Origin of the sequence: Dermacoccus sp. GAS27A (assembly GCF_044909235.1) — a bacterium.
GTDB classification, from domain to species: Bacteria; Actinomycetota; Actinomycetes; order Actinomycetales; family Dermatophilaceae; genus Dermacoccus; species Dermacoccus nishinomiyaensis.
Map to the genome: position 1 here is coordinate 1 of NZ_JBIYDW010000022.1, position 3,421 is coordinate 3,421.

The 3,421-nt window shown below is 65.6% G+C and carries 2 protein-coding genes; one reads left to right on the forward strand and one right to left on the reverse strand.

Annotated features, from left to right (window positions below; all coding sequences use genetic code 11):
• Positions 1-802 precede the first annotated feature (802 nt).
• Positions 803-2,035, reverse strand: a complete 1,233-nt coding sequence (locus ABH936_RS14005; protein ID WP_040015184.1) for an NAD(P)/FAD-dependent oxidoreductase — start codon at positions 2,033-2,035, stop codon at positions 803-805.
• A gap of 432 nt (positions 2,036-2,467) precedes the next feature.
• Between ABH936_RS14005 and ABH936_RS14010 the strand changes: the two genes are divergently transcribed.
• A complete protein-coding gene (locus tag ABH936_RS14010; RefSeq protein WP_040015183.1) occupies positions 2,468-3,295 on the forward strand; it encodes an oxygenase MpaB family protein in 828 nt (275 codons plus the stop codon).
• Positions 3,296-3,421: the final 126 nt, after the last annotated feature.

Sequence of the window (3,421 nt, forward strand, 5' to 3'; positions counted from 1 at the left end):
GACGCGTCGTCGGCTTCCCATTCGCCAGTTCCTTCGGCATAACCCCATCCTCGTTTCCAAGGTCAGGAGTCTCCAACAAACTCAGGGCGCTTCAAACACAGCACCCCGCAAGGGTCGGCCCCGCGCACGCGGAGATGAGCCCAACAAACCGAACCGCGGCGCGCTACTCAAGATGTCGGCCCCACGCACGCGGAGATGAGCCCCGGGGTCACCGCCCGCTGTGGCTGGGGTGATCGTCGGCCCCGCGCACGGGGAGATGAGCCCGCCGGCACCGAGTTCGGCATCCTCATCGTCAAGTCGGCCCCGCGCACGCGGAGATGAGCCCGGTTCGTGTGGCCACGGGTTCACCCTCCGCAGATCGGCCCCATACACGCAGAGACGAGCCCGAACTCGGTTGAGGTGACGCGCCATGCGGCGTGTCGGCCCCGTGCACTCGGAGATAAGCCCCGGCTCGCTGCCACACGTTCACGTCATCATCAGTTGGCTCCACGCACGCGGAGTGCAAAACGCATCATCTGGAGACGGTTTTGGCGCCCTGAGTTTGGCCAAGGGTTTTGCACACCTCTGAGAGACGCTGGGGGTCGCATCTGAGCACCCTGCTGCTCGGTGTGCAGAGACGACCCCTGCCGATCAGCTATCGGCGGGGCGAGACATGCAACTTGCGGGTTCTATAAGCAGCAGGCCAATGCCGTGTCGGTTCCCGCTGTGGCACTGACTGCCGCGCTGCCGATCGCAACCAGGCACGCTCGATACCTACTCGCTGATGGTCTCGACCGAGGCGCTTGACCCGCTCTTGCCCGGATCATTTCCCCTTCAGGAGGCGATGCCAGTAGATCAGCGGTTGGGCGAAGAGGTCGAAGGCGAAAGTGGCCATTCTGGGCCGCGCCAGAGAGATGAATGACAGGGTCTGTTCCTCGTGGCCCTGACGGTCCCACTCTGCCAAGATGAGGCGGCGACGATCGATCGGGATTGGTGCGACGCTGTACCCGTCATAGCGGGCCGCGAGGGGTTTGCCGTTGCGGCGTGCGATGAGGTTGTCACTGAGGACGGGGACCTGGCGTCGTAGACCGCCACCAGAGGAGGCGGTACCGAGTTGCGCGGCGTCCCCTAGTGACCAAATCCCGTCGTTTCGCCGGTGATGCAGGGTGCGCTCGTCGACGTCAATCAGGCCTGTCCCGGGTCGAGCGATACCCGCGTCGGCGACCCAGTCGTGGCCACGGTGGGCTGGTACGACGTGCAACGCGTCGTAGGGCCAATGAGTAGCGTTGCCGTCGACGTCGCGCGTGGTGACGTGGCGCGAGTCTGCGTCGATGGATTCAACGGTGATACCGGAACGCACGTGGACACCAAGGCGTCGCAGGCGGGAGTCGATCTCGTTGTTCGCGCGGGGTAGGCCGGTGAAGTCGCTGTTCTCGTTGAGCACGGTCATCGTGATGTTCTCCAGGCGCCCTTCGCGGCGCCAATGGTCCGCGGCGAGAAACAGTGGCTTTAGGCCAACGGACGGGCAGGGTGCGTTGCGGCTCGAGATGGTGAACACCGCGTTGCCCTGGCGCAGGTTCTTGAGCATGTCCCATGTTGCGCTGGCCATGGTCGGCTCGTAGTTCGTCGAGGCGTGAGGTGAAGCGCATGCCTGACGCAGTCCGGGGGTGGCGTCCCAGTCAATATGGGTGCCGGGGCACACGACGACGTCGGTGGCGCTGATACGCCGTCCGGCATCTGTATGCACCTGATGCGCGCTTGTCGCGTCCACCTCGCCTGAGACTGGAGCGGGGGTCAACTCGACGACCGATTCGCGATACCAAGTGCATCCCGCAGGGATCTGCTTGCTTTGAGGCCGTTGCGCCCTGCGCAGCGTCGCAAGCCCTGCACCAACGTAGGAAAGCAGCGGGCGATAGGTGTGCAGCCCTTCGGGGCTGACGATGGCGATGTCCAGATCGGGATCGTCACGACGTAGCCGAGCGGCCAGCGCGATGCCGGCGTTGCCCGCGCCGATAATGACGACGTCGTGCGTGGTTTCGGGGCGGGTGAGGTTCATGGCTTCCATCTTGCCGCGCGGGTACGTCATTCTTGGATGGCGGTGACCGGCGGTAGCACGCACCGCCTCCGTCAGGGCCGCTTGGCTCGCACAGACCGGACAATAGGGGACGTACAGATACGATCCGACGCGCCTTCGCCCTAACACGCGCAGCGCACTCCAGCCTGGCCCACGAAGACGCCAGGTTTTCTTGCCCAGGGCCTCATTCATCGCCTGCCACCGGATCGTCCTGCAGAGCCGACCTCAGGTCGTACATCGGCATCGTATGGTCCTCTGTTTGTCAGCGCTCGAGTCGTCATGTTGGTGCTGAGCGACCGGGGGGCCGGAGGCATGCGGGGCGGCGCGTTCGCAGCCGACGGCTGGGAAGCAGCTTGTGGTGCGAGCGTGTACGTGCCGTCCGTGGGTGTGATGGGGGCCTGGCACGATGGGCGCATGGATGCGGTTTTTGCTCTTCGGCGCCAGTTGTCGCTAAAGCTGCGTGACGGTGTGGCCGGGCCCGACGCGGAGCGGGCGCGCGCCCGCATCTGGGACTCGCCCGGGCCTCGCTGGTTCGACGAGAACGACCCGTTGTGGATCGTGCACGCCGACGCCTCCATGTTCATCGGGGGCCTCGCGTCCTTGCTGCTGCAGTCGTTGCATCCGCTTGCGATGGCCGGCGTCGCCCAGCACAGCGGCTACCGATCCGACCCGTGGGGTCGGTTGCAGCGCACCAGCCACTACATCGCGACGACGTCGTTCGGCACGATCGAACACGCCGAAGCCATGATCGCCGCGGTGCGACGCATCCACGAGACCGTCACGGGCACGTTCGAAGCCACCCCCTACCGCGCGGGCGACCCGGACCTGCTGCGGTGGGTGCACGTCGCCGAGACGTTCTGCTTCGCGCGCGCCCACCAGCTGTATGGACACGTACACCTCGATGCCGCGCAGTACGACACCTACGTCGACCAGGCACGCCACTCGGCGCAGCTGCTCGGGGTGACGCACGCCCCGACAACGATGGTCGCCATGCTCGAGCAGCTGGCGACGTACCGGCCTGCGCTGCACGCGACGAGGGACTGCCTCGATGCTCAACACTTCCTCCTGCGCGACCCGCCTCTTCCACGCGGTGCGCGGCCGGGTTACTCGCTCCTTGTACGTGGCGCGGTCGCGGTTCTTCCGTCTTGGGCGCGAAGCGAACTGCAGCTGCATTCGCGGCCGGGTGATGAGCGCCTGGGGCGCGTTGGCACAGCAGCGATTCGATGGGTGATGGCTGCGTAGCGTCGTTACCCAGCCGGGAGTTAACCGGCTCATCCCAATCGAGGGTGTAGTCGCGGTCTGGAAGTCGCCGGCTTTGAGTAGTGGCCTAGCGATAGTTGATGAGGTTTCGGAACCCACGCGCGGAAG